Source organism: Streptomyces sp. NPDC102360, assembly GCF_044766085.1.
Lineage (GTDB): Bacteria > Actinomycetota > Actinomycetes > Streptomycetales > Streptomycetaceae > Streptomyces.
This window is the reverse complement of sequence record NZ_JBIWLG010000027.1, coordinates 1-23870: the sequence shown is the minus strand read 5'-3', so window position 1 is coordinate 23870 and position 23870 is coordinate 1. Positions and strand designations below refer to the sequence as shown.

Genomic DNA, 23870 nt, shown 5'->3' with positions numbered 1-23870 from the left:
TCCATGCTGCACACGACGAGTGGCGGTGCCCCCGGGGGTACCGCCACCACGGACAGTCGGCTGATGAGCATCGGCACCGTACTGAACGTGCTCCGAGAAGAGTTTCCCGAAGTCACCATCTCCAAGATCAGGTTTCTGGAGTCCGAAGGCCTCGTCGAGCCCCGGCGGACCCCGTCGGGCTACCGGAAGTTCAGCCCGGACGACGTCGAGCGGCTGGCCCACGTGCTGCGCATGCAGCGGGACCACTACCTGCCGCTGAAGGTCATCAAGGAGCAGCTCGACGCCCTGGAGCCGGGCGAGACGCTGTCCGTGCCCGCACCCGGGCGCCCCGGCGACGCGGAGGACGGCACCGACGTGCCGACGGCCGCGCGGGTCGGCCGGGACGAATTGCTGGCCGCCGTCGGTGTCGAGGAGCACGAGCTCGACGAATGGGAGTCGTACGGGCTCCTCACCCCGCTGCCCGACGGTGGCTACGACGCCTCCGCCGTGTCGGTCGCCGAGCTCATCGGCGAGCTGGCCCGGTTCGGGATCGGGCCGCGGCACCTGCGGGTCATGCGGGCGGCCGCGGACCGGGAGGCAGGTCTGGTGGACCAGGTGGTGGCCCCGCTGAAGGTGCACCGCAATCCGCAGACGCGGGCGCATGCCGAGGCCCGTGCCAAGGAGCTGGCCGGCCTCACCGTGAGGCTGCACTCGGCACTTGTACAGACCGCGCTCGGGGTGCGTCTGCCCTGATCGTGGGCGCGGGTGAGCACCGATGGCCCGGTCCTCGGTGGCTGCCCGACTACCCAAACCGACCGGGCACGTCCTAGGGTTGCTGTGTGAACGAGCTCGACGTCGTAGGTGTCCGGGTCGAAATGCCCTCCAACCAGCCGATCGTGCTCCTGCGTGAAGTGGGAGGCGACCGGTACCTCCCCATCTGGATCGGACCGGGGGAGGCGACCGCGATCGCCTTTGCCCAGCAGGGCATGGCGCCCGCGCGTCCGCTGACGCACGACCTTTTCAAGGATGTACTTGAGGCGGTCGGCCAGGAGCTCACGGAAGTGCGCATCACGGACCTGCGCGAAGGCGTCTTCTACGCGGAGCTGGTGTTCGCGAGCGGGGTCGAGGTCAGCGCCCGCCCGTCGGACGCCATAGCCCTGGCGCTGCGCACCGGTACGCCGATCTTCGGCAGTGACGGGGTCCTGGATGACGCGGGGATCGCGATCCCCGACGAGCAGGAGGACGAGGTGGAGAAGTTCCGTGAGTTCCTCGACCAGATCTCTCCCGAGGACTTCGGCACCAACAGCCAGTGACCGCCCGGCCGACGGCCGGGCCCGGCCGTCGAGCGGCGGCGCCTTCGGGACATTCGGCTAGCCTTTCCCGGCGGTGGGTCACGGGAAACCACTCTTAGGGTGATTATCACTCGGCGTGCCTAGTGTGGCGTTCGTTGACGCACCCCCTGTGACTGCCTAACGTCGATGAGGCAGGTCAATGAGGAGGTCGGCGTGAGAAGCAGCGGCGACGGTACGGCGACGGACGGTCCGTACCTGTTTCACGGCAGCGCGGCCGATCACACTCCGCAGCGCCCGCAGGCCGTGCCTGCGGTGGCGGGGGAGAGCGGCTCGGCCGCTTCCGAGCAGCTGGGATACCGGGGGCCGACGGCATGTGCGGCGGCCGGCATCACCTACCGGCAGCTCGACTACTGGGCCAGGACCGGCCTTGTCGAACCCAGTGTGCGCTCCGCGTACGGATCGGGGACACAGCGGCTCTACAGCTTCCGGGACGTCGTCGTCCTCAAGGTCGTCAAGCGGTTCCTGGACACGGGCGTCTCGTTGCAGAACATCCGGGCGGCCGTGCAGCATCTGCGCGAGAGCGGGTTCCGGGATCTGGAGCGGATGACGCTGATGAGCGACGGTGCGACCGTGTACGAGTGCACGTCGCCGGACGAGGTGCACGATCTGCTCCAGGGCGGCCAGGGGGTCTTCGGGATCGCCGTGGGCGTGGTCTGGCGGGATGTGGATGCCGCGCTCTCGCAGCTGCACGGGGAGCGCGTGGACACCGGCGAGACGATCGTGCCGCCGAACCCCACGGACGAGCTCGCGAGGCGGCGGGGCCGGGCCGTGTGAGGTCCGTACCGCCGTGTTGTCAGTGGCGTAGGGCAGCATCGGTGATGTGAGAACCGCGCCCACGATCCTGCATCTCGACATGGATGCCTTCTACGCCTCTGCGGAGCAGGCGGCGAAGCCGAGCCTGCGCGGGAAAGCGGTCGTCGTGGGCGGGCTTGGTCCGCGCGGTGTCGTGGCCACGGCGTCGTACGAGGCGCGGAAGTTCGGGGTGCACTCGGCGATGCCGATGGGGCAGGCGCGCAGGCTCGCCCCGCATGCCGCCTATCTGGTGCCGCGCTTCCGGCTCTACCGGGAGATCAGCGAGCAGGTGATGGGGCTCCTCGGCGCCCTATCGCCGCTCGTGGAGCCGCTGAGCCTGGACGAGGCGTTCGTCGATCTGGAGGCCGGTGAAGCGGCCTGGGACGCCGCTTCGGCGGAGGCCGTGGGGCACCGGCTGCGGGCCGACATCCGGCGCGTGACCGGTCTGACCGGGTCGGTGGGGATCGCCGCGTCCAAGATGCTCGCGAAGATCGGCTCGGAGGAGGCCAAGCCGGACGGGCTGGTGCTCATACGTCCCGGTACCGAGCGCGCGCTGCTCGGGCCGCAGTCCGTGCGGATCCTGCCCGGCGTCGGGCCCGCGACGGCGGATCATCTGCGGCGGGCGGGGATCCTGACCGTGGAGGAGATCGCGGGGGCCGGCGAGGACGAGCTGGTGAGGCTCCTCGGCAAGGCGCACGGCAGCCACCTGTACGAGATGGCGCTCGCCCGCGACGAGCGGCCCGTCGTCGCCGAGCGGGACTCCAAGTCCGTATCGGTCGAGGACACGTACGACGTGGACATCCATGACCGGGTGCGGGTCCGGATGGAGGTGCGCAGGCTCGCCGGCCGCTGCGTGGAGCGGCTGAGAGCGGCCGAGCGCTCGGGGCGGACCGTGGTGCTCAAGGTGCGGCGCTACGACTTCTCGACGCTGACGCGCTCCGAGACGCTGCGGGGGCCGACGGACGATCCCGGGGTGGTGCGGGAGGCTGCGGCGCGGCTGCTGGAGAGCGTGGACACGACCGGTGGCGTGCGCTTGCTGGGGGTCGGGGTCAGCGGGCTCGCCGACTTCACGCAGGAGGACCTGTTCGCGCAGTTCGCCGCCGCGGAGGAGGCCGCCGCGGAGGAGGCGGCCGCCGGGGAGCCGGAGGGGGACGCGGGGCCGGTCGAGCCCGTGGAGGCGGCCGAGCCCGAGCCGACGCCCGTGGAGCGGAAGTGGCTGGCCGGGCACGATGTGCGGCATGCCGAGTTCGGGCCCGGGTGGGTGCAGGGGAGCGGGCTCGGGCGGGTGACCGTGCGGTTCGAGACGCCGTACGCGCAGGTGCCGGGGCGGGTGCGGACGTTCCGGGTCGATGATCCCGAGCTGGAGGCGGCGGATCCGCTGCCGCTGGTCGAAGCGGTCGAAGCGGTCGAAGCCGTCGAAGGGGCCGAGGGGGCCGAGGGTCAGGTCGGGTCGTCCTCCGCGCCTGCGACCGTGCCGAACGTGACGTCGGGCGACTGAGGAGCCGTGATGTCCAGACCGTAGTGGTGGTAGAGCTGGAGTTCCTGCTCCGGGGAGAGATGGCGGCCCACGCCGAAGTCGGGGGAGTCCTTGATCAGGGAGCGCTCGAAGGGCACGTTCAGCGCGCCGTCCGTGAAGTCGCTGGGCTCCAGCGGGACGAACGCGTCGCGGCTGAACAGGCCGGTTCGTATCGCGGCCCACTCCGGCACGCCTGTGGCGTCGTCCAGGTACACCTCGTCGATGGTGCCGATCTTGGCCCCGCTGCGGTCGAAAGCCTTGCGGCCGATCAGATTGCGCGGATCGACATCGGTCTGCACGGGCCCTCCAACTGATCGCGATGATCGCAACTGGTCTGTAAACACTACGAAAGAGCACATTGTGGAAGGCGGCCACTCGGGGGCTCCGGCCATGTAGCCGCTGGTAAGCTGGCGAACGGCTGCTGACCACGTGCGGGAGAGTCTTCCGACAGTCGTCGGGGGCGCCGAAGGAGCAACTCCTCCCCGGAATCTCTCAGGCCCCTGTACCGCACGGACGAGGTCACTCTGGAAAGCAGGGCGGGGTGCACGGTTTCCGCCCTCACCGACGGTGCAAGCCGGTGTGTTCCGTGTTGTCGCGGGGTGGGCCGGTGAAGCTCTCAGGTTGAGATGACAGAGGGGGAGGCCGTCCGGGTACCCGCGCCCTGGTGCCCCTCGTAGGTCGCATTGACCAGGAGGCCTCCGCAATGACAGCCAACCGTATTCCGCTCTCCCAGTTGGAGCGAGGAATCCCCTTCGAGCAGCGCCACATCGGCCCCGATGACGCCGCTCAGGCCAAGATGCTCGCGCAGGTCGGCTACGGCTCGCTGGACGAGCTGACCGCGGCCGCGGTGCCCGATGTGATCAAGAGCGCCGAGGCGCTCGATCTTCCGGCCGCCCGCAGTGAGGCCGAGGTGCTCACCGAGCTGAAGTCCCTTGCAGAGCGCAACCAGGTGCTCGGCTCGATGATCGGCCTCGGCTACTACGGGACGTTCACGCCGCCGGTCATTCTGCGCAACGTGATGGAGAACCCCTCCTGGTACACGGCGTACACGCCATACCAGCCGGAGATCTCGCAGGGCCGCCTCGAGGCGCTGCTCAACTTCCAGACCATGGTCGCCGAGCTGACCGGACTGCCCACCTCGGGCTCCTCGCTGCTCGACGAGGGCACCGCGGCCGCCGAGGCGATGGCCCTGTCGCGCCGCGTCGGCAAGGTCAAGAACGGTGTCTACGTCATCGACGCCGACGCCCTGCCGCAGACCATCGCCGTGATCGAGACGCGCGCCGAGCCGACCGGTGTCGAGATCGTCGTCGCCGACCTCAGCGAGGGCATTCCGGCCGAGGTCGCCGAGCGCGGCGTCGTCGGTGTGCTCGTGCAGTACCCCGGCGCCTCCGGCGTGGTGCGGGACATCAAGCCCGTGATCGACCAGGCGCACGAACTGGGCGCCATCGTCACCGTCGCCGCCGACCTTCTTGCTCTTACGTTGCTGACCTCGCCCGGTGACCTCGGTGCGGACATCGCCGTCGGTACGACGCAGCGCTTCGGTGTGCCGATGGGCTTCGGCGGTCCGCACGCCGGATACATGGCCGTACGCGAGAAGTTCGCGCGCTCGCTGCCGGGCCGTCTGGTCGGTGTGTCCGTCGACGCCGACGGGAACAAGGCGTACCGCCTCGCCCTGCAGACCCGTGAGCAGCACATCCGCCGCGAGAAGGCGACCAGCAACATCTGTACCGCACAGGTGCTGCTCGCCGTCATGGCCGGCATGTACGCCGTGTACCACGGGCCCGAGGGCCTCAAGTCCATCGCGCGGCGCACCCACCGGTACGCCACCCTGCTCGCCGCCGGGCTCACGGCGGGCGGCGTCGAGGTCGTGCACGGTGCGTACTTCGACACCCTCACCGTGCGGGTGCCGGGCAAGGCCGCCGAGGTCGTCTCCGCCGCGCGCGAAGGTGGCGTGAACCTGCGCCTCGTGGACGCCGATCACGTCTCGCTCGCCTGTGACGAGACCACCACGCGAGCCCAACTGGGCGCCGTATGGAGCGCGTTCGGTGTCGAGGCGGACATCGAGGCCCTGGACGCCGAGGCGGCGGACACGCTGCCGGGCGGGCTGCTGCGCGAGGACGACTACCTGACGCACCCCGTCTTCCACCAGTACCGCTCCGAGACGGCGATGCTGCGTTACCTGCGGGCGCTCGCCGACCGCGACTACGCGCTGGACCGCGGCATGATCCCGTTGGGCTCCTGCACGATGAAGCTCAACGCGACGACGGAGATGGAGCCGGTCACCTGGCCCGAGTTCGGCCAGCTGCACCCCTTCGCCCCCGCCGAGCAGGCGCAGGGCTACCTGACGCTCATCCGTGAGCTGGAGGAGCGGCTCGCCGAGGTCACCGGCTACGACAAGGTGTCGCTGCAGCCGAACGCCGGTTCGCAGGGCGAGCTCGCCGGTCTGCTCGCCGTCCGCGGCTACCACCGCGCGAACGGCGACGAGCAGCGGACCGTCTGCCTCATTCCGTCCTCCGCGCACGGCACGAACGCGGCGAGCGCCGTGATGGCCGGCATGAAGGTCGTCGTCGTGAAGACCGCCGACGACGGCGAGGTCGACATCGAGGACCTGCGCGCCAAGATCGAGCAGTACGCCGAGCAGCTCTCCGTCCTCATGATCACGTACCCGTCGACGCACGGCGTCTTCGAGGAGCACGTCGCCGACATCTGCGCCGCCGTGCACGACGCGGGCGGCCAGGTCTACGTCGACGGCGCCAACCTCAACGCGCTGGTGGGGCTCGCCAAGCCGGGCCGCTTCGGCGGCGACGTCTCGCACCTGAACCTGCACAAGACGTTCTGCATCCCGCACGGCGGCGGCGGTCCGGGCGTCGGCCCGGTCGGTGTGCGCGAGCACCTCGCGCCGTACCTGCCGAACCACCCGCTGCAGCCGGCCGCGGGCCCCGAGACGGGTGTCGGCCCGATCTCCGCGGCGCCGTGGGGCTCCGCCGGAATCCTGCCGATCTCCTGGGCGTATGTGCGGCTCATGGGCGGCGAGGGGCTGAAGCGGGCCACGCAGGTGGCCGTGCTCTCCGCGAACTACATCGCCAAGCGGCTCGAGCCGCACTTCCCGGTGCTCTACAACGGTCCGGGCGGGCTCGTCGCGCACGAGTGCATCATCGACCTGCGGCCGCTCAGCAAGGCGACCGGCGTGAGCATCGACGATGTCGCCAAGCGGCTCATCGACTACGGGTTCCACGCGCCGACCATGTCGTTCCCGGTCGCTGGGACGTTCATGATCGAGCCCACCGAGAGCGAGGACATCGGGGAGCTCGACCGGTTCTGCGACGCGATGATCGCGATTCGCGGCGAGATCGAGCGCGTCGCCTCCGGCGAGTGGGCGGCCGAGGACAACCCGCTGCGGAACGCTCCGCACACGGCCGGGATGCTCGGCGGCGACTGGGAGCACGCGTACAGCCGGGAAGAAGGTGTCTTCCCGGCCGGGGTGGTCGCTTCGGAGAAGTACTGGCCGCCGGTGCGGCGTATCGACCAGGCGTTCGGCGACCGGAACCTGGTGTGTTCCTGCCCGCCGCTCGACGCCTACGAGGGCTGATCCACTCGGGACTGCGCGGCCACGGGTCGCGCAGTCCTGCTCAGCTGATCCCTACGCCGCCGTCACGACCGTGCCCAGTGGGCGGTGCGGGGCGATGATCCTGCCACTGGGCAGCAGCTCGCCGGTGTCCTCGAAGAGCAGGACCCCGTTGCAGAGGAGGCTCCACCCCTGCTCGGGATGGTGAGCCACAGGAAGCGCGGCTTCCCTGTCCTCGGATTCCGCTGTCGGGCAGGCTGGCTGGTGCTGGCACATGGATGGGATCTTTCGCTGCGAAGTGATCTCGATGACGTGGGCTGTGCTTGCTGTACTCACGGTGCTTGCTGTACTCACGGTGCTTGCTGTACTCACGGTGCTTGCTGTACTGGCGGTGCTGGTGGTGCCTGTCGTGCTGCGGCTTGAAGGCTTGTTCATGGCCGCCCCCCGATTTCGTGAGTTCTGGAACCCAGTGTTGCCCTGTGGGCGTCAATCCGCAGGGATTTCCTTGCAGCGGTCCTTATGGGTTGGAGACGCATCACCCGTGCGGACGGTTCAGTCCAACTCCACTCTCCCTTCGGGTGGTTAGGAGTGGTCGGTACGGGCTAGTCCGCTCGGGCAGAGCTGTGCCCCGCGACCGGACGGCGGGCGGTGCGGGGCACAGGTGCGGGCGACAGGGGCCGTCGGCGGGCCCCGGTCGGTCAGGCGAGCAGTCCGGCGGCGGCCGGGGCCGGCGTCAGGCGGTGGGTGAGGACCGGCAGGAGTTCGGCCACCCGGTGCGGGCGGTGCGGGGCGATGCCGGGCGGGGCTGGTGCGAGCGGGACGAGGATGTCGTCGGCCGCCGGTTGGCCGCTCGCCGGGTCCGCGGTGCGCTCGCCGTGCAGCCACAGCGTGAGCATGTAGAGCTCGGGCACCGAGAGCAGCCGCGGCTGGTAGGCCTGGGGCAGCGACTCCGCCTGACGCAGGGCCCGTTCGGTGGACCTGATGTAGGGGCCCTCGAAGAAGTGCGAGAAGGCCCAGCCGTCCGGCGTGAGCATGGTGTCGGCCGCCGCCACCGCGCGTTCCCCGCAGCGGATCAGGAAGCGCCAGCCGGTCAGGCGGGCCCTGGAGGGACCGGTGGTCTCGGTGATGTGGTCCAACACATGGAGCGGCAGCGGGAGTTCAGGGGTGGCGGGTCCCTGTGCGGCGCGCAGGGACGGGGTGCGTGCCTCGCGGACGGCGGTGGGGGAACCGAGGGCCGTGAGGACACTGCGCAGGGCGGGCGCGGGAGCCGGCGGGACGTACAGCGGCATGGTGGGTCGCCTCTCATTCGACAGGCATGTGATGCGAGGGTGGTGCGGGACGAGCGGACGACGCTGTCTGCTGCGGTGCACAAGGGGTACACGGGACAGAGGGGGCGGGGGTCCGGTCCGAATCCGGACCGCGGGCGCCAACTCTCGGTCTCGTCAGCGGAGTTTATACGATGCGTGTTCACGGAGTGTTTCCGCTACCATGCCGCCCGTATTTCGCAAGGTGCTATTCGGGCGGGGTTCCCCTGGGGTTTTGTGGCTATCCTCCCCATTTCTGAGGGGCTCGCCGTGTGTGACCTCGGCGTCTTTCGGCCGAGCGGTCGGCGTGTTCTTGTCGGCGTTTATGACCAGGGCCGCAAGCGTCGGAATGCGTGGTCGGCCGCATGCCTGAGGAATGTGCCCGCGGGTAACCGCACCGAGGGTACTGCTCCGTGGGTGCGCGCGGGGCGTTATGGATCTCATTGCCGGGGCATCATCCACCGTGACACGCGGCCGGGACGGTGCATCAACGGGTCGCCCGTGCGAGGAGGGACGCTTCCATGGGGGAGAAGGTCGTTGCGGGGACGGTCGGTCTGGCCGATCCGCGGCGCTATCGGGAGAAGCTGAGGGAGTGCCTGGAGGGGTTCGGGCGACTGCTGGACGAGAAGCGCTTCGACCGTCCGCAGAATCTCATGGGGCTGGAGATCGAGCTGAATCTCGCCGGGCCCGACGGGCTGCCGAGAATGATGAATGCGCAAGTTCTCGAGCGCATCGCGAGCCGTGATTTCCAGACCGAACTCGCGATGTTCAATCTCGAAGTGAACATTGCCCCGCACCGGCTCGGCGGCCGTTTTCTCGACCAGCTCGCCGAGGAGCTGCGCACGGGGCTCGGATATGCGCACCGGAAGGCGAACGAGGTCGACGCGGGCATCGTGATGATCGGCATTCTGCCGACGCTGAGCACGGACGACCTGGTCTCGGCCAACCTGTCGGACGTCGACCGCTACACCCTGCTCAACGACCGGATCGTGGCCGCGCGCGGCGAGGACTTCGCGCTCGACATCGCCGGTGTCGAGCGGCTGACCTGCACGTCCTCCTCGATAGCGCCCGAAGCCGCGTGCACGTCCGTGCAGTTGCACCTCCAGGTGACGCCGGGGCGTTTCGCCGATGTGTGGAACGCGGCGCAGGCGGTGGCCGCCGTGCAGATCGCGCTCGGCGCCAACTCGCCCTTCCTGTTCGGCCGTGAGCTCTGGCAGGAGTCCCGGCCACCGCTGTTCCAGCAGTCCACGGACACCCGGCCACCGGAGCTCGCGGCGCAGGGCGTGCGGCCCCGCACCTGGTTCGGGGAGCGCTGGATCGATTCCGCGTACGACCTCTTCGAGGAGAACCTGAGGTACTTTCCCCCGCTGCTGCCGATCCTCGACGACGAGCGGCCGCTCGACGTCATCGCCAAGGGCGACACCCCGAGCCTCGCCGAACTCGTCCTGCACAACGGCACGGTGTACCGCTGGAACCGCCCCGTGTACGGCGTCGCGGACGGCGTGCCGCACCTGCGCGTCGAGAACCGGGTGCTGCCCGCGGGGCCCACCGTCACGGATGTCATCGCCAACACCGCGTTCTACTACGGCGTCGTCCGCGCCCTCGCCGAGGAGTCCCGGCCGGTGTGGTCGCGGCTGCCCTTCGCCGCGGCCGCCCGCAACTTCGACACCGCCTGCCGGTACGGCATCGACGCGCGCCTGGAGTGGCCGCGAAGGGGCCGGTTCGGCGGTACGGAGCGGGTGCCGGCCGTGCACCTCGTACGGGACGAGCTGTTGCCGATCGCGGCGGCCGGGCTCGATGCCTGGGGAGTCGAACCGGCGGACAGGGACCGGTATCTGGGAGTGATCGAGGAGCGGTGCCGGCTGCGGATGAACGGCGCGGCGTGGCAGTCGGCGACGTATCACCGGGCCCTGGAGAGCGGTCTGGCGCGGGACGCGGCGCTCGCGGCGACCACGCGCCGGTACTGCGAGCTGATGCACGGGGGCGAGCCGGTGCACAACTGGCCGGTCGGGCTGCCGGAGCCGACCGTTCCGCTGGGGTGAGTGGAAGGCGACCGGCCGGTTCAGCTGCCCTTGGCGCCCGCCTCGATGATGGCCTTCAGGATGACCTGCTGGATGTCCGCCGGGTCGCTGACCTGGTGTCCTGAACCGCCCGTCGCCTCGGCGACCTGCTCGACCTCCCGCTTGTCGGTGTCGGGCCCCACGGCGATGACGATCAGCGGGACGGGGCGGTCGCGGTCGGTGAGGCTCTCCAGCTTCTTGATCAGGCTCTCGCGGGAAATCGACCCCTGGTCCTCATTGACACCGTCCGTGACCACCACGACGGCGTTGAACCTGCCGCTCTTGTACGAGGACGTGGCCTCCTTGTAGGCCGCGAGCGTGGTGTCGTAGAGGCCCGTCGCCCCGCCGGGCACCGGCTGCAGCGCGGTGAAAGCGGCCGACAGGCGGTCGCGCCGGGTGCCGGAACCGACGTGGTCGCCGAGGCGCTCGGTCGGTACGAGCTTCTTGTAGTCGCGGTCGCCGTCGAGGAACGTGGCGAACTCCCACAGGCCGATCTCGTCCTCGGGCGTGAACGTGGAGAGGGCCGCCAGCATCGACGCCTTCGTCACCTCCATGCGTGACTCGCCGCGGCTGGGCACGATGTTCCCCATCGAGGCCGACGCGTCCACGACCGTCGTGATGCGGGCGCTCTGCACCGTGATCGTCCACATCCCGAGGGTCTCCTCGAGCTGCTCCTCGGTGGGCGCCTTGGCCGCCACGCGCGCGTACGGCTGCGGGGAGCGGCCGCCGGCCCGTGAGACGACCGTCGCGGGGGACCGGCCGCTGTCCGTGCGGAAGCCGTGCCTCTCCAGGATCGAGCGGCCTTCGGGGGCGCCGAGCAGCGTCATGAAGCGCACGGCCGCCCGGCTCTCGTCGGTGCTCAGCCGGTCCTCGCCGACCAGCGAGAACGGGTAGTCGAGGGCAGGGGAGCCGTCCTTGGGGTAGAAGAGGTCGACCGAACCCGCGTCGCCCGCCTCCTTGTTGTGCGCGTACGCGGCCTGTTCGGACAGGATCAGCGCCTCGTTGCGCTTGGGGTTGCCCTGCTCGGTGCCGGAGTCGTCGCGCGGCACCGTGTCCATGAGCTGCGCGTCGCTGTCGGACGTGCGCTGCGAGAGACTCTTGGCCATGGAAGCGGCCTGGGTGCCGTCGCCCTTCTTGGACGCGGCGGCCAATTTGGTGAGCGCGAGCAGTCCGCTGGCGCTGCGGGCGGGATCGGCGGCGCCCAGGCGCAGCTTGTCGTCCTGCATGGCTGCGCCCGTCAACTGGGCCCACGTGTACGTCTTTCGCGGCCAGCCGAAGGACTTCGCGGCCGTGGGAACCATGCCCACGCCGATCGGTGAAGAGGCGACGTTGCCGGCCGGTGTGACCTTGGTGTCCCCGGTGCCCGTGGTGACGCGCTGCACCCAGACGTCCGAGTCCGGCACCCAGACCTGGAAGTCCGCCGCGCTCTTGCCCGCGCGCAGGGTGTCGGCGACCTTGTACGCGTCGCGCGCGGTGACGGCGACGTCGAGGCAGTTGCCGTCGGAGGTGAGCTTCTCGCGGCGGGCGTGCTCCGCCGCCTCGCGCAGCGCCGGGGCCATGTCGGGGGAGGCGACCACATCGAGATGGACCTCGTCCCCGCATCCGCTGCCGAGGCCGAGCAGCTCGGGGCGGAACACCGCGGCCGTGCCCGCCGCGACCACGACGACGAGGGCGGTCGCGAGGGCCACGGTGCGCCCGCGCGAGCGGGGACGGGGTGCGGCGTCGGCCGTCCCGTACTCGTCGGGCATGCTGCTGTGACGTCCCATGGCGGTGGAACCCCTCCCTGAGCCACAAAGGCAGTTGCGGTATAAGCGGCGGAGGGGAGCGGTGCGCCGAATTGCGTCGCCTCGGCCCCCTCGGCCTGTCGCACGCGATCTTCGTACCTGCATTCGAGACCCTAGCGGGGCGCTGTGACGGATGCGGCGGGATTTACCAACTGGAGGCAGGTGTGCAGGTGGAGGCGGAACCGATGCCCGGTTCTTCTCCCGAAGGGCGGCTCTCGCGGCGCTTTTTGCGGGACGAGACGCTGCTCGTTCTGGGGCTTTCGCTCGGTGCGAGCGGTGTGTCCGCACTCATCAGCTTCGTCGGCTCTGTCACGAAACCCGGCGGTCTCAAGGACCAGGCGGCGACCCTGAACGCCTCGGCGGCGCCCGGCCGTCCGTGGCTCGACCTCGCCTGGCAGCTGTTCGGCATCGCGAGCGCCCTCGTGCCGGTCGCGCTCGTCGCGCACTTCCTGCTCAGGGAGGGCGAGGGGATGCGCACGATCGGCTTCGACCGGAAGCGTCCGTGGTTCGACACGGGCCGGGGCGCCGCGGTCGCCGCCGTCATCGGCAGCGCGGGGATCGCCTTCTACCTCGCCGCACGCGGCCTCGGCTTCAACCTCACGGTGGTGCCGGAGGCGCTGCCCGACGTGTGGTGGAAGTACCCGGTGCTGATCCTCTCGGCGGTGCAGAACGCCGTACTGGAAGAGGTCATCGTCGTCGGGTACCTGCTGCGCAGGCTCGGGCAGTTGGGGTGGACGCCGGGGACGGCGCTCGTCGCGTCGTCGGTGCTGCGCGGCTCGTACCACCTGTACCAGGGCATCGGCGGGTTCTTCGGGAACCTCGCGATGGGCGTCGTCTTCGCCTTTCTGTATCGGCGGTGGGGACGGGTCGGGCCACTGGTGGTGGCCCATTCCCTGTTGGACATCGGGGCGTTCGTCGGATACGCCGTGCTGGCGGGCAAGGTGGACTGGCTGCCCACCGCGTAGCCACTGTCATGCGTGCAGTTCGCCCTCGATGGTCGTGACCGCGCGGCCGGTCAGGAGCGTGCGCTCACCGCGCAGGGCGACGCCTACGAGACCGCTGCGGGCGGAGGCCTGCAGCCCGGTCAGCTCCTCGCTGCCCAGGCGCGCCGCCCAGAACGGGGCGAGTGCCGTGTGCGCGCTCCCGGTCACCGGGTCCTCCTCGATGCCGAGACCCGGGAAGAAACAGCGCGACACGAAGTCATAGCCCCGTGAGGGGTCCTCGGCGCGGGCGGTGGCGATGATGCCGCGCCGGGAGAGGCCCACGAGCGCCTTGTGGTCGGGGGTGAGCGCCCGCAAGGTCTTCTCGTCGGTGAGCTCTACGACCAGGTCGCCGACGGACGGGCCCGTGTCGTGCACGGAGAGCGGATCGGTGCCGAGGGCCTCGGCGAGCCCCGCGGGGGCGGGCTCCTCGGTGAGCGGAGCCGTCGGGAAGTCGAGGGTGAGCGAACCGTCCTCGCCCGGCGTGGCCACGAGCACGCCGCAGCGCGTGGCGAACCGCACGGGCCCGCGCGTCACCCCGGTCGAGTGCAGTACGTGGGCCGTGGCCAGGGTCGCGTGCCCGCACATGTCGACCTCGGTGGCGGGCGTGAACCAGCGCAGCGCCCAGTCGGCATCGCCACCTTCGGGCAGAGGGTGTGCGAAGGCGGTCTCGGCGTGATTGACCTCAAGGGCGACGCTCTGCAGCCAGGCGTCGTCGGGGAAGGCGTCCAGGAGCAGGACGCCGGCGGGGTTGCCGGCGAAGGGCCGGTCGGTGAAGGCGTCGACGATACGAATACGCATGTCAGAGACGGTAGTTGAGGCCACTGACAACCGGCCAAGGCCAATCCGGTGCGGCTGGCCTGACTTCCTGAAGCACTCGGGGGCTTGCCATCCGAACAGTCCCGATATATCGTTGAGGCATCGCGATCGGTTGATGATCGCGTTCAATGAAACCCGCGATCAGTTGTGAAAGGACTGATTCCCATGCGTAACCACGGACATGAACACGGACACGGAAATTTCGGCCCCGGCCAGCACGGCAGGGGCGGATTCGAGCGTGGCGGCTTCGAGAGCCGGCGTGCGGCGTTCGGGCCCTTCGGGCCCGGCTTCGGCGGCCCCGGTGGCCCCGGCCCCTGGGGGCGCGGCGGTCGCGGTGGCGGACCTCGCGGACGGGCGCGGCGCGGTGACGTGCGTGCCTCGATCCTGGCCCTGCTGCAGGACCGGCCGATGCACGGCTACGAGATGATCCAGGAGATCGCCGAGCGCAGCGGCGGCGCGTGGAAGCCGAGCCCCGGCTCGGTCTACCCGACGCTGCAGCTGCTCGAGGACGAGGGTCTGATCGCCAGCGCGAGCGAGGGCGGCAAGAAGCTCTTCTCGCTCACCGACGACGGCCGTACCGCCGCCGAAGAGGGGCCCGACGCCCCTTGGGAGGAGGCCGGTCGCGGCGTCGACTGGGAGGCCATGAACGAGATCCGGCAGGCCGGTTTCGGCCTGATGGAGGCGTTCGGCCAGGTCTGGAAGACCGGCAGCAAGGAGCAGCGCGAGAAGGCGCTCTCCGTCATCAATGACGCGCGCAAGAAGCTGTACCTGATCCTCGCCGACGAGGACTGAGTCCCGTGCGGGCCAGGACAGGCCACAGAGCACGGAAGAGGCGTCCCGAACCACCTACAGGTGCGGGGCGCCTCTTCGCGTACGTACGTAGTACGTACGAACGGACAGGGTCAGGTCACGAGTCCGTTCAGCTTGCGCAGCGACTCGTCGAGCGCGGCCGTCGCCGAGTCCTTGAGCTTGCCTGCCATCAGCGAGACAGCCGCACCGGTGAACTCGCCCTTGATGCGGGCCGTGGTCGCGTCGCCGTCCGGTGCGAGCGAGTAGTGCATGAACAGGTTCACGCCCATGGGGCCCTTGCCCCTGATGGCGAAGGTTCGGGCGGTCTCGAGTTCCTCGATGGTCCAGGTGATCTCCGCCGGGAAGCCCATCAGCTTCATGTTCTCCTCGAACTGTCCGCCCACTTCCAGTGAGGCGGGACCGCCCTTCGGGAAGTCGGTGTGGGTGGCGTTCCACTTCCCGTACGAAGAGAAGTCGGTGAGCTGCGCCCAGACCTTCTCCGTGGGCGCTTCCATGCGTGCTTCCGCGCTGACTTCGGCCATGTGGCCACCCCTTTGAGTCGAGAGCCGTGACGGGCTTCGATGACGCGTCGTCGCGGAAAGTAGCCGCGTGGCCTCGAACATTCAATACTGATGACCCGTCAGTTCCGGGTCGAGGTGCCCGGCCCCTTCGGGATCCCCTCGGGGGCCGATGGCTCGATCTCATCCGTAAGGAGGAGACGTTCATGATCAGTGCCCAACTTGTGTCGGACAAAAGAATGCTCCTCACCGTGGATGTTCCTTTCGACCGGTCCTGATGGGGTTATGTGTGTGCATAGTTCAACCCCGCCCGAGGCAGACGCCCAGCTCAGCGACGAGCTCGCGGCGGTCGTCGCGGGCGCCCGGCGCCGCGCGGTCCGGGACGGGGACCAGCAGATCGACACCGCGCACCTGCTGCACTCCCTCCTCGAGGCGGACCCCGACGTGCGCGGCGCATTTCCGGAAGGCGCGCAGGTGGCGCGGCTGCTCGGCTATCTCGTGCAGCGCAGCATCGGGTACGGGCTGCGCTGGCAGGGCTCGGTGGAGGACTCCGGAGCCGTCCCCCTCGTACGCTCCGCACCCGGCTGGTCGCCGGTCGCGGCCGCCGCGATGGAGGCGGGCGTGGAGCGGGCCGCGGCGCGTGGGGAGGAGCGGGCGCGCGGCGTCGACGTGCTCGCCGCGCTCGCGGCGGACACGGAGTGTCGGGCGGTCGAGGTGCTCGGCCGGGCGGGCGTCGATGTGGCGGGGCTGCGCCGGCGGCTCGGCTGACACGGCCGGTCCACTGACGGGGCCAGTCCACTGACACGGCTGGTCCGCTGACGCTGCCCGCGTCCATCCCGTGAGACAGGGGTCAATGGGGATGACGGTCCTGACGCGCCCTGCCATGATGTGCCGGTGCACGAGTCGATGGGGTCTTCGGGGAAGCAGGCAACCCGCGGGCGCGGCATGGGAATGGGCCTCGCCCTCCTCTCCGCGCTCGCGTTCGGCGGTTCCGGGGTGGCGGCCAAACCACTGATCGAGGCGGGGCTGGACCCGCTCCACGTGGTGTGGCTGCGCGTCGCGGGCGCCGCCCTGGTCATGCTGCCCGTCGCCTGGCGGCACCGTGCGCTCGTGCTGCGCAGGCCCGCGCTGCTCGCCGGGTTCGGGCTGCTCGCGGTGGCGGGTGTGCAGGCCTGCTACTTCGCCGCGATCTCCCGCATCCCCGTCGGTGTCGCCCTGCTCATCGAGTACTTGGCGCCCGCGCTCGTACTCGGTTGGGTCCGCTTCGTGCAGCGCAAGCCCGTGACGCGCGCCGCCGCGCTCGGCGTCGTGATCGCCGTGGCCGGCCTCGCCTGTGTCGTCGAGGTGTGGTCGGGGCTCGGCTTCGACGTGCTCGGCCTGCTGCTCGCGCTCGGCGCGGCCTGCTGTCAGGTCGGCTACTTCGTCCTGTCCGACCACGGTGGTGACGCGGCGGAGTCCGGTGCCGAGGTGCCCGACCCGTTCGGTGTGATCGCGTACGGGCTGCTCATCGGCGCCGTGCTGCTCACCGTCATCGCCCGCCCCTGGGGCATGGACTGGTCGGTGCTCGCGGGCAGTGCCTCCATGGACGGCACGGCCGTGCCCGCGTGGCTGCTGCTGTGCTGGATCGTGCTGCTCGCCACGGTCGTCGCGTACCTCACCGGTGTGGTGTCGGTGCGCCTCCTCTCGCCTCAGGTGGCGGGGGTCGTGGCCTGCCTGGAGGCGGTCGTCGCGACCGTCCTCGCCTGGGTGATGCTCGGGGAGCACCTGTCGGGGCCGCAGTTGTTCGGCGGGGCGATGGTCCTGGTCGGGGCACTCATCGCACAGTCGTCGAGGCCGGCCGCGCGGCCGCCGGCCCCGTCCGACGTCGCGCCGGAAAATGCGTTGTCGCGCTCCGGCGGGGCTCTCTAGGCTGCGGGACATGCACGCATGCGCACTCGTCCTTCCGCCCCCGGCCGGCTGAGGGCTGCCCGGCCGTCGTGGCCGGGCCCGGTCGACCGGGGATCACGCCACCGTGGGACCGCCACCTGAAGGTGCCGGTCGAAGCGGTGCTGCCTGAAGTGTTCCCCGGCGCCGTGCTTGCCCTGCCGCGGGCGGCGCTTCCCGGAGGGACGCGGCCGTCCGCTCACGACGGTCCGTGTTCCTGGCCCCCTCCCGGCTTCCGGCGGAGGGCCGTTCTCCGTGGAGTGTCACGTGTCGCGTGTCGTCAAGGCGGGCGCAGTCGCGCCTGCTGATTCTGCTTCTGTATCCGGCTCCGCTGCCGGTTCCGCTTCTGGGCCCGTATCCGGGCCCGCTTCTGGGGCCGTACGTCAACTGCCGGTCGCCCGCGGGCTGGTGTACCTGGTCGTCGCCGGTGCCGCCTGGGGCACCGCGGGCGCCGCCGCCTCGCTCGTGTTCCGGGTCGGTGGTCTGGGGCCCGCCGCCCTGTCGTTCTGGCGCTGCGTCGGCGGGCTCGTGCTGCTGGTCGTCGTGCGGGCGCTGCGGTGCGGGCCTGCCCCCGTGTCGTACGAGACGAGGGGCCGCAAGGCCGTCCGGCTCGGTGTGCTCGGGCTCTCGCTCGCCGTGTTCCAGACCGCCTACTTCGCCGCGGTGCAGGCGACCGGGCTCGCCGTCGGCACCGTGGTCGCGCTCGGCGCAGGGCCCGTGCTCATCGCGGTCGGGGCGCGCGTGCTGCTGGGGGAACGGCTCGGCGTGGGCGGGCTGTTGTCCGTGGCCGGGGCGCTCGGCGGGCTCGCGGTCCTCGTCCTCGGCGGTGGCGGGGCGGCGGTGCGCCCGCTCGGAGTGGGGTGGGCGCTGCTCTCCGCCACCGGGTACGCCGTGATGACGCTGCTCACGCGGTGGTTCGGCCGGCACGGCGGGGGAGGGGGCGGGGTCGGCACGACCGTGGGCACGTTCGCGGTCGCCTCGCTCGCGCTGCTGCCGCTCGGCGCGGTCGAGGGCCTGGTGCCGCACACCGGCCACCACCTCGTCGTGCTCGGCCTGTTGGCGTACATCGCCTCCGTGCCGACCGCGCTCGCGTACGCCCTGTACTTCGCGGGCGCGGCGGTGGTGCGCTCCGCCACCGTCTCCGTGATCATGCTGCTCGAACCGGTCGGCGCTGCCGTCATCGCGGTCACGCTGCTCGGCGAGGAGCTCACGGCGGCGACCGTCGCGGGCACCGCCCTGATGCTGGCGGCGGTGACGGGCCTCGCCGCGGCGGAGGCCCGGTCGACGAACTGATCTCCAGCCGCCCGCCCCGCTACGCGGATTGGTGACGCCGTCGTCGCTGCGTGGCGAGGGCGGCGGCGTCGCGCGGGTCGCCGCGACCGGCGAGGCCCGCCGCGATCTTGTCCTGGACCTCCTCGGGCTTGTGACCCGCGTACTTGAACTTGGCCCGTACGTCGGTCACCTCGAGGAGCAGGCCCCGGATGCCCGGCAGCATCCGGCCGTACGGTGCCTCGCCCGCGGCCACCGGCACCGAGAGGCCGGGCGGCTGGAAGTGGCCCACCTGCCGGTTGAGGAGCTCGGCCTTCTCCTGCGGATCGTCCACCACGCGCGCGGTGCAGCGGAGTTGGACGGCGGCGTAGACGCTGGTCGGCGTGCCGTGCTCCGGCAGGACGTCGGGCGGCGCCTGCCAGGGGCCCGGCACGAAGGCGTAGTCGTCGACGACGCTCAGCAAAACCTCCGGGTTCGCGTCGAGTGCGGACCACAGGGGGTTGGGGCGGGCGAGGTGGGCGACCACCTCGCCGTACTCGCCCGCGCCCTGAGGGGCGTACGCGAAGTGCATGGGTTGTACGAAAGGGGGTTCGCCGGCGAGGCCGTTGACAGCGAGCTGGCCGAAGTCGTGGGCGGCGAGCCACTGTTGCCACTCGGCCGTGTCGCGCGCCGCGTCCCAGGGGTGGATCAGCATCACAGCCCCTTGAGGTACGGCGGAACGTCGATGCCGTCGGCGAGGTCGTCCGAGGGGAGCAGCTCACCGTAGCCGCGCTGTACCGGGACCACGCCCGCCCAGTGCGGCAGATCCATGTCCTCGGGCTCGTCGTTCGGGCCGCCCGCGCGGACCTTCGCCGAGACCTCGGAGAGGTCGATGCGGAGCACGGCCGTCGCGGCGAGCTCCTTGGCGTTCGCGGCCCGCGAGTCGGCGGCGCGGCCCGCCACCACGTGGTCGACGACCGCGTCCAGGGCGAGCCGCTTCTCCTCGGTGTCCGTGACCTGGTGCGCTGTGCCGTGCACCACCACGGAGCGGTAGTTGATGGAGTGGTGGAAGGCGGAGCGGGCGAGAACCAGGCCGTCCACGTGGGTCACGGTCACGCAGACCGGCAGGCCGGGGTCCTGCTGCTCCTTGTCGCCCGCCATGCGCAGGGGGCGCGAGCCGGTGGAGCCGTGGACGTACAGCCGCCCGCCGATACGGGCGTACAGCGTGGGCAGTACGACGGGGGCGCCGTCGCGGACGAAGCCGAGATGGCAGAGGTAGGTCTCGTCGAGTATCGAGTGCACCAGGGCGTGGTCGTACGCCGCACGCTCCTTGGCGCGGGTCGGGATCGTGCGCTCCGTGGGCGCGTAGGAGGCGGCTGACTGTTCCTGGGTGACGCTCATGTTGCGAACTCCATTGCACTAGTACATAATGCTGTTTGTGCTAGGAGAGTATCGGATCAGCGGGCGCGGCGCAGCAGAGATCCGCGCCAGCGTCGAGCGCGCGGTCATCGCCGGGGACCTGGAGCCGGGCCAACCGCTGCCGCCCATGCGGGAGTTGGCGGATCAGCTCGGGGTGAACCCGAATACGGTCGCGGCCGCGTACCGGTCGCTGCGTGAGCGCGGGGTCATCGAGACGGCCGGGCGGCGCGGCAGCCGGGTGCGCCCGAAACCGGTCATCACCGCGCGCGAGGCCATCCGTGTGGACGTGCCGGAGGGGGTGCGGAACGTGTCGGACGGCAATCCGGACACCGCCCTGCTGCCCTCGCTGGTGGAGGCGTTCACGGCGGCCGCGGCCTTCGCCGACAAGGAGCCGGTGCTGTACGGGGACGACTCCCTGGAGCCGGGTCTCGTGCGCCGCGCGCGGGCCGACTTCGACGCGGACGGGGTGCCGGACGGTCCCGTCACCGTCACGTCCGGTTCGCTCGACGCCATCGAGCGGGTGCTCGCCGTGCACCTCAAGCAGGGGGACGCGGTCGCCGTGGAGGACCCCGGCTGGGGCAGCATGCTCGACCTCGTGCCCGCGCTCGGGCTGCGGACGGTGCCGGTCGGCGTGGACGACGAGGGGCCGCTGCCGGACGACGTCGAGCGGGCGCTGGCCGCGGGGGTCCGGGCGATCGTGGTGACGGACCGGGCGCAGAATCCGACCGGCGCCGCGGTGGGTTCGGGCCGGGCGAAGGCGCTGCGCGCGATCCTGGGCGCGCACCCGGAGGTCCTGCTCATCGAGGACGACCACGGCCACGGCATCGTCGATCTGCCGCTGCACCCGCTCGCCGGGGCCACGCGGCAGTGGGCGTTCGTACGTTCCGTGGCCAAGGCGTACGGGCCCGATCTGCGGCTCGCCGTGCTCACGGGGGACGCCGGCACGGTGGACCGGGTGCGGGGTCGGCAGCGGCTCGGGCCGGGCTGGGTCAGCCGCATCACGCAGCGGGCCGTGGCCGGGCTGTGGGAGGCCGGGGCGGTGGACGCGGTGGCCGTCGCGGACTCATACGGGGGGCGGCGTGACGCGCTTGTCGCTGCGCTGGCCGAGCGGGGGGTGGTGGCGCACGGGCGCAGCGGGATGAACGTGTGGGTGCCGGTGCCGGACGAGACCGGGGCGGTGGCGCGGTTGCTGCACGCCGGGTGGGCGGTGGCGCCGGGGGCGCGGTTCCGGATGGAGGCGGCTCCCGGGGTGCGGATCACCGTGTCCCGGTTGGGGGTGGGGGAGATCGGGGAGGTGGCGGATGCCGTGGCGGCGGCGGTGGGGTCGGGTCCGCGGAGGCGCTACGCGTGACGGGGGCTCCGGGGGCGGGGCCTGCGGTTCGTTGCGCGGCACCGGGGTCTTCGCCGTGCCGGGGGCGGGCCTGTGGTTTTCGTTGCGCTGCACCGTGGTGCCGCCTTGCCCACCCTGCCGCCCAAGGCGGCAGATTGCCCAAGGCGGCGCGGCACTATTAAGCCCCTGCGGCGATTGAGCAGCGGGGTCCGGGGCGGAGCCCCGTGGCGTGGGGAGGCGTCGCGGCGCTAGCCCCGGGCCCGCCTGCGCGACTGCGTGAGTGCCGCTCCCGCCAAAACGATGGCCGCGCCGATCGGGGTCGACCAGGAGAGGGATTCGCCGAGGACCGCGACACCCGCTGCCGTGGCGATGACCGGGACGAAGTACGTGACCATTTGCGCGGTCGTCGGTCCGACCTCGGCCACCAGCCCGTACTGGATGAGGAACGCCACACCCGTGCCGAGCGCGCCCAGCGCCGCGATCGCGAGCAGCGGACCCATCGCGAAGTGGGTCGGCCAGGACGTGAACAGCGGGGTGACAAGGGCCAGTTGGGCGGTGGCGAGCAACAGCTGGCCCCCGATCATCGACACGTTCGACTCGCCCGTGTTCGCGAGCGTGCGGCGGACGTAGATCCAGCCGATCGGGTAGCAGAGCGAGGCCAGCAGTGCCATCGCCGTGCCCGCCACGTCCAGGCCGTGGAAGCCCTGCCACACGCCGAGGACGGTCAGGACGCCGAGGAAGCCGATGCCGAGGCCCGCGACCCGGCGCCGCGTGGGCCGGTCCTCGGAGAGCGCGACCAGCGAGAGCGCCATGCCCCACAGCGGCGACGTCGCGTTGCAGATCCCGGCGAGTGTCGACGGGATCGTCTCCTCGGCGAACGCGAAGAGCGAGAACGGCAGCGCGTTGAGGAAGAGCGCCGCGACCGCCAGATGTCCCCAGGTGCGGGCCCCGCGAGGCAGTCGCTGACGCTTCACGAGCATGGCCGCGAGCACGACCGCCGCGCCGAACAGCAGACGCCCGAGCGTGACCTGGAACGGGGCGAAGCCCTCTGTGCCCACCTTGATGAGCAGGAAGCTGAAGCCCCAGATGAGGGCGAGTACGCCGAACCGGATGCGCCAGTCGAGGCTCGGTCGCGAGGTGGCGGTGGGGGACGGAGCCGCAGTGGCTCGGGAAGCGGTCGTCGTGCTCATGGGGTCCAGATTGGCTCCCACATCTTCGTAGCACAAGCGAGATTGTTTTCCGGGTACCGATTAGCATCGCTTACATGTTGAACCTGGAGCGCCTGCGGGTCCTGGATGCCCTGGCCCGGCACGGGTCGGTGAGCGGTGCGGCCGAGGGGCTGCACGTCACCACGTCCGCCGTCTCGCAGCAGATGACCAAGCTGGAGCGCGAGGCGGGGCAGCAGCTGCTCGCCAAGCGCGGGCGCGGCGTGCGGCTCACCGACGCGGGCCGGCTGCTCGCCGAGCACGCGGCGCGCATCCTGTCGCAGGTCGAGCTGGCGCAGTCCGACCTGGAGGCGCAGCGCGGGCAGGTCGTGGGGGAGCTGCGGCTGTCCGCGTTCCCGACGGCCGCCCGCGGCCTCTTCCCCGGCGCGCTCGCCGCGCTGCGCGCCGAGCACCCGCAACTGCGCGTACGGTCACAGGAGGTGGAGCCCGAGGCCGCGGTGGCCGAGGTGATCCGCGGGGACCTCGATCTCGCCGTCGTGCTGGACTGGTACAACAAGCCGATGCCGATGCCGGAGGGCCTGGTCAAGGCCAACATCCTCGATGATCCGACCGATATCGCGATGCCGGTCGACCATCCTCTCGCCGATCGTCGCGAGGTCGACCTCACCGACTTCGCCGACGACGAGTGGATCACGTGGGGTGGCGGGGAGTTCTGTGACGAGTGGCTGATGTTCACGCTGCGCGCCAAGGGCGTCGAGCCGCAGATCGCCCACCGCGCGGCGGAGACACACACGCAACTCGCCCTGGTGGCAGCCGGATTGGGCGTCTGCGTGGTCCCGCTGCTCGGCCGCGACCCGATGCCCGCGGGTGTGGCGACGGTGCCGGTGCGGCAGAGGGTGCGGCGTCATGTGTACGTCGTGTGGCGCGCGGATGCGGACCGGCGGCCCTCGATCCGCGCGGCGGTGCGGGCTTTGCAGAAGGTGGGGGCGGATCTCGGGCGGCTCGCCGAAAGGTGAGGTCACCGTCACGGGGCTCTGCCCCGGGCCCCGCGCCTCAATCGCCGGCGGGGCTGAAAGATCGGGGCTCTGCCCCGGGCCCCGCGCCTCAATCGCCGGCGGGGCTGAAAGATCGGGGCTCTGCCCCGGGCCCCGCGCCTCAATCGCCGGCGGGGCTGAAAGATCGGGGCTCTGCCCCGGGCCCCGCGCCTCAATCGCCGGCGGGGCTGAAAGATCGGGGCTCTGCCCCGGGCCCCGCGCCTCAATCGCCGGCGGGGCTGAAAGATCGGGGCTCTGCCCCGGGCCCCGCGCCTCAATCGCCGGCGGGGCT

General features: G+C 71.1%; 22 protein-coding genes and 1 riboswitch. Of the genes, 13 read left to right on the top strand and 9 right to left on the bottom strand.

The window, feature by feature from the left end:
- The first annotated feature begins 3 nt into the window (after positions 1 to 3).
- From ACIRHA_RS42970 to ACIRHA_RS42955, 4 genes are all read left to right on the top strand, one after another.
- On the top strand, positions 4 to 732 hold the full coding sequence (locus tag ACIRHA_RS42970) for a MerR family transcriptional regulator (RefSeq protein WP_403857633.1): 729 nt from the start codon (positions 4 to 6) through the stop codon (positions 730 to 732).
- A gap of 86 nt (positions 733 to 818) precedes the next feature.
- Entirely contained in the window at positions 819 to 1292 is a 474-nt protein-coding gene (locus ACIRHA_RS42965) for a bifunctional nuclease family protein (RefSeq protein WP_005475662.1), read from the top strand.
- Between the two features lie 192 nt (positions 1293 to 1484).
- Positions 1485 to 2105 carry a MerR family transcriptional regulator gene (locus ACIRHA_RS42960; RefSeq protein WP_403857630.1) on the top strand — a complete coding sequence of 207 codons (621 nt, stop codon included), beginning with the start codon at positions 1485 to 1487 and terminating at the stop codon, positions 2103 to 2105.
- A 46-nt stretch (positions 2106 to 2151) separates the two neighbouring features.
- Complete coding sequence (locus ACIRHA_RS42955; RefSeq protein ID WP_403857627.1) at positions 2152 to 3621, top strand: DNA polymerase IV; 1470 nt, start codon at positions 2152 to 2154, stop codon at positions 3619 to 3621.
- Here ACIRHA_RS42955 and ACIRHA_RS42950 read toward each other — a convergent pair.
- Positions 3564 to 3938, bottom strand: a complete 375-nt coding sequence (locus ACIRHA_RS42950; RefSeq protein WP_403857624.1) for a PRC-barrel domain-containing protein — start codon at positions 3936 to 3938, stop codon at positions 3564 to 3566. The two genes, ACIRHA_RS42955 and ACIRHA_RS42950, sit on opposite strands and share 58 nt — an antisense overlap.
- 123 nt (positions 3939 to 4061) lie before the next feature.
- A riboswitch (glycine riboswitch) is annotated at positions 4062 to 4157 on the top strand.
- A gap of 185 nt (positions 4158 to 4342) precedes the next feature.
- Between ACIRHA_RS42950 and gcvP the strand changes: the two genes are divergently transcribed.
- Entirely contained in the window at positions 4343 to 7228 is a 2886-nt protein-coding gene (gene gcvP, locus ACIRHA_RS42945; RefSeq protein WP_403857621.1) for an aminomethyl-transferring glycine dehydrogenase, read from the top strand.
- Between the two features lie 51 nt (positions 7229 to 7279).
- On the opposite strand, the gene ACIRHA_RS42940 is transcribed toward gcvP, so the two are convergent.
- A complete protein-coding gene (locus tag ACIRHA_RS42940; RefSeq protein ID WP_326023112.1) occupies positions 7280 to 7480 on the bottom strand; it encodes a DUF5999 family protein in 201 nt (66 codons plus the stop codon).
- 422 nt (positions 7481 to 7902) lie between these two features.
- Complete coding sequence (locus ACIRHA_RS42935) at positions 7903 to 8493, bottom strand: hypothetical protein (RefSeq protein ID WP_403857617.1); 591 nt, start codon at positions 8491 to 8493, stop codon at positions 7903 to 7905.
- Between the two features lie 536 nt (positions 8494 to 9029).
- Here ACIRHA_RS42935 and ACIRHA_RS42930 point away from each other — a divergent pair.
- A complete protein-coding gene (locus ACIRHA_RS42930) occupies positions 9030 to 10550 on the top strand; it encodes a glutamate-cysteine ligase family protein (protein ID WP_403857614.1) in 1521 nt (506 codons plus the stop codon).
- 20 nt (positions 10551 to 10570) lie between these two features.
- Here ACIRHA_RS42930 and ACIRHA_RS42925 read toward each other — a convergent pair whose 3' ends face one another.
- Complete coding sequence (locus ACIRHA_RS42925) at positions 10571 to 12334, bottom strand: substrate-binding and VWA domain-containing protein (RefSeq protein ID WP_403857611.1); 1764 nt, start codon at positions 12332 to 12334, stop codon at positions 10571 to 10573.
- 203 nt (positions 12335 to 12537) lie between these two features.
- Between ACIRHA_RS42925 and ACIRHA_RS42920 the strand changes: the two genes are divergently transcribed.
- On the top strand, positions 12538 to 13317 hold the full coding sequence (locus ACIRHA_RS42920) for a CPBP family intramembrane glutamic endopeptidase (protein ID WP_403857608.1): 780 nt from the start codon (positions 12538 to 12540) through the stop codon (positions 13315 to 13317).
- A 6-nt stretch (positions 13318 to 13323) separates the two neighbouring features.
- On the opposite strand, the gene ACIRHA_RS42915 is transcribed toward ACIRHA_RS42920, so the two are convergent.
- Positions 13324 to 14133 carry a PhzF family phenazine biosynthesis protein gene (locus tag ACIRHA_RS42915; RefSeq protein ID WP_403857605.1) on the bottom strand — a complete coding sequence of 270 codons (810 nt, stop codon included), beginning with the start codon at positions 14131 to 14133 and terminating at the stop codon, positions 13324 to 13326.
- A 183-nt stretch (positions 14134 to 14316) separates the two neighbouring features.
- Here ACIRHA_RS42915 and ACIRHA_RS42910 point away from each other — a divergent pair, with 183 nt between their 5' ends.
- Complete coding sequence (locus ACIRHA_RS42910) at positions 14317 to 14943, top strand: PadR family transcriptional regulator (protein ID WP_403857603.1); 627 nt, start codon at positions 14317 to 14319, stop codon at positions 14941 to 14943.
- Between the two features lie 110 nt (positions 14944 to 15053).
- Here the strand turns inward: ACIRHA_RS42910 and ACIRHA_RS42905 are convergent, their stop codons facing one another.
- The gene (locus ACIRHA_RS42905; protein ID WP_403857600.1) at positions 15054 to 15482 is read right to left on the bottom strand and encodes an SRPBCC family protein; all 429 of its coding nucleotides are present in this window, start codon (positions 15480 to 15482) and stop codon (positions 15054 to 15056) included.
- A gap of 267 nt (positions 15483 to 15749) precedes the next feature.
- On the opposite strand from ACIRHA_RS42905, the gene ACIRHA_RS42900 reads away from it, so the two are divergent.
- The 3 genes from ACIRHA_RS42900 to ACIRHA_RS42890 all read left to right on the top strand — a co-directional run bounded on the left by ACIRHA_RS42900 (position 15750) and on the right by ACIRHA_RS42890 (position 18674).
- On the top strand, positions 15750 to 16226 hold the full coding sequence (locus ACIRHA_RS42900; RefSeq protein ID WP_403857597.1) for a Clp protease N-terminal domain-containing protein: 477 nt from the start codon (positions 15750 to 15752) through the stop codon (positions 16224 to 16226).
- Positions 16227 to 16346: 120 nt separating this feature from the next.
- Complete coding sequence (locus ACIRHA_RS42895) at positions 16347 to 17366, top strand: EamA family transporter (protein WP_403857594.1); 1020 nt, start codon at positions 16347 to 16349, stop codon at positions 17364 to 17366.
- A gap of 402 nt (positions 17367 to 17768) precedes the next feature.
- Entirely contained in the window at positions 17769 to 18674 is a 906-nt protein-coding gene (locus ACIRHA_RS42890) for a DMT family transporter (RefSeq protein ID WP_403857644.1), read from the top strand.
- 19 nt (positions 18675 to 18693) lie between these two features.
- Here ACIRHA_RS42890 and ACIRHA_RS42885 read toward each other — a convergent pair whose 3' ends face one another.
- Both ACIRHA_RS42885 and ACIRHA_RS42880 read right to left on the bottom strand, forming a co-directional pair.
- A complete protein-coding gene (locus ACIRHA_RS42885; protein ID WP_403857591.1) occupies positions 18694 to 19344 on the bottom strand; it encodes an FMN-binding negative transcriptional regulator in 651 nt (216 codons plus the stop codon).
- Positions 19344 to 20030 (bottom strand): pyridoxamine 5'-phosphate oxidase family protein, encoded by a 687-nt coding sequence (locus ACIRHA_RS42880; protein ID WP_403857588.1) that lies wholly within the window; start codon positions 20028 to 20030, stop codon positions 19344 to 19346. The genes ACIRHA_RS42885 and ACIRHA_RS42880 overlap by 1 nt, the downstream gene beginning before the upstream one ends.
- A 37-nt stretch (positions 20031 to 20067) precedes the next feature.
- On the opposite strand from ACIRHA_RS42880, the gene ACIRHA_RS42875 reads away from it, so the two are divergent.
- Positions 20068 to 21399 carry an aminotransferase class I/II-fold pyridoxal phosphate-dependent enzyme gene (locus ACIRHA_RS42875; RefSeq protein ID WP_403857585.1) on the top strand — a complete coding sequence of 444 codons (1332 nt, stop codon included), beginning with the start codon at positions 20068 to 20070 and terminating at the stop codon, positions 21397 to 21399.
- A gap of 227 nt (positions 21400 to 21626) precedes the next feature.
- Here the strand turns inward: ACIRHA_RS42875 and ACIRHA_RS42870 are convergent, their stop codons facing one another.
- Positions 21627 to 22568, bottom strand: coding sequence for a DMT family transporter (locus tag ACIRHA_RS42870; RefSeq protein ID WP_403857582.1), 942 nt, complete (start codon positions 22566 to 22568; stop codon positions 21627 to 21629).
- Positions 22569 to 22642: 74 nt separating this feature from the next.
- On the opposite strand from ACIRHA_RS42870, the gene ACIRHA_RS42865 reads away from it, so the two are divergent.
- Entirely contained in the window at positions 22643 to 23560 is a 918-nt protein-coding gene (locus tag ACIRHA_RS42865; protein ID WP_403857579.1) for a LysR family transcriptional regulator, read from the top strand.
- Positions 23561 to 23870 lie beyond the last annotated feature (310 nt).